At 60.7% G+C, this 1,692-nt stretch carries 1 protein-coding gene; it reads right to left on the bottom strand.

The window, feature by feature from the left end:
• Window positions 1-131: 131 nt before the first annotated feature.
• Window positions 132-1,499, bottom strand: coding sequence for a CYTH domain-containing protein (locus BZK31_RS28765; protein WP_083186496.1), 1,368 nt, complete (start codon window positions 1,497-1,499; stop codon window positions 132-134).
• Window positions 1,500-1,692 lie beyond the last annotated feature (193 nt).

Raw genomic sequence — 1,692 nt, forward strand, 5'->3', positions numbered from 1 at the left:
GGTTGTGCACAGCTCCACGCTCCCACGGGGAAGCGTGCAGATCAGATCATGGGAGCGGACTTGTCCGCGAATAGCCAAGCCCATCAGCCGATCAAACGGTTTCAGTCTTCGCTCCCACAAGGCTTGCGTGATCACAAGCGCAGCAAGGTTTTCCACGCACGACCCTGAAAGACGGTCAGTGCCTGTTGTACGCGAGCGTCCAGCACTTCATCGCTGATGTCCTGATGAGCAAGCTCTTCCAGTTTTCTCAGTTCGCCGTACAGACGATCCAGATCCGGAAGATCCAGCGCGTCACGTGCCCAGTGCAGCCAGACCTGGATACGCTCGATACGTGGCAGTTGTTCGGCGAGGTCTTCCGGCTGTTGCTGATAACGACCCAGTTGCAAGGCGGTTGCTTCATCGGCCAGCAAGCGCGGCAGCCAGCTGGCAAGCAGCGCGGCGCCCTGACGACTGCCGCGGTTGTTACGCTCGGCGGTCCAGCTGCGCTCAAGCAGCCAGCGCGAGGTGTTCAGCGAGAATTCGCCCCAGCGTGTGTCCTGCAGTTCTTCAAGGAACTGATCGTGGGCGGCGGCGCGTACGTCGCCATCTTCCTGACCTGCCTGAACCAGCGGACGCCAGTCTTCCAGCAAGGCGTCCAGCGCAGTACGCAATTGAGCAGTCGATGCGCGTGGCGCGGCCTGACCCAGGCTGCTGGTCAGTGCACGCAGCTCGGCCAGCATTTCGACCCAGTCCTGCAACAGACGCCAGTGGCCGTTGAAGCGATATTGTTCAGCCAGGCGCTGGCTGCTGCCCAGCAGGTGCCAGGCCAGCGCCGAGTAGGCGTCGTCCAGTGGCGTTTCAGCGGTCAGTCCCGGTGCGGCCAGGCTCAACGAATAGCTACTTGCGTCGAGCAAGCGATAACCGCGCTCGGCCTTGCTGATGTCGCACGGCATCAAGGGCAGGGTCGCGGCCAGCTCGGCGGCCAGTTCCAGCAGCGCGGCAGGCTCGCCCTCGCGCAGCTCGAGTTCCAGCTCGCAGATTTCTTCCTTCTGCTTGCCAGCGATCACTTGGCCCAGGTCCAGTGCGGCTTCGATCACCACCTTGGCCTTGCCACGGCCCCAGGCGATTTCGGCTTTTTCACGCACGAAATCAGTGGTGAACAATGGCTTGATGGATTTCTTGTCCAGCTCGGCCAGTTGCTCGGGCCAGCAATCGCCTTCCAGCTTCTTCAGGTCCAGCTTGGCCTTGGGCAGGTCCCAGTTGTACTCATTGCGTTCAGACAGACCGGCCACGCTCTGACCACGAGTCTTCATCGTCTGGATGATCTGGTCGCCGTCACGACGGATGCGCAGGGCAACCTTGGCGTGGGCCAGTTCACGCTCAGGCGTATCGAAATACTGGTTCGACAGCTCGAGGCGCTCCCAGCCACTTTTGTTGCGCTTCTTGAGCAACGGGTGTTCGCGCAGTGCAGCGAGGGTCTCGCGGCTGACGCGGAGTTTGATTTCTGTTTCTTTTTGCATGGCCGGGGGAATCCAAACGCTGATGCTGATATCGGGAGCGCAGCCCGTGATTGAACGGCTGCTGAGGTCGGCAGTGTACAGGACATGGCCCGTAACGGTTTATTCCTGGGTCGTTATGACCCTATGATGGGGCGTGTTTCGACCCGATTACAGGAAGCGACCATGCCCTTGCCGTCCATGAAAGACCAGTTTG

This window comes from Pseudomonas floridensis, from assembly GCF_002087235.1.
In the GTDB taxonomy this organism is placed as follows: Bacteria; Pseudomonadota; Gammaproteobacteria; order Pseudomonadales; family Pseudomonadaceae; genus Aquipseudomonas; species Aquipseudomonas floridensis.

What these genes read in the sequence shown, in the direction of transcription:
- BZK31_RS28765 (WP_083186496.1), bottom strand. Translation starts at nt 1,499, where the DNA reads ATGCAAAAAGAAACAGAAATCAAACTCCGCGTCAGCCGCGAGACCCTC.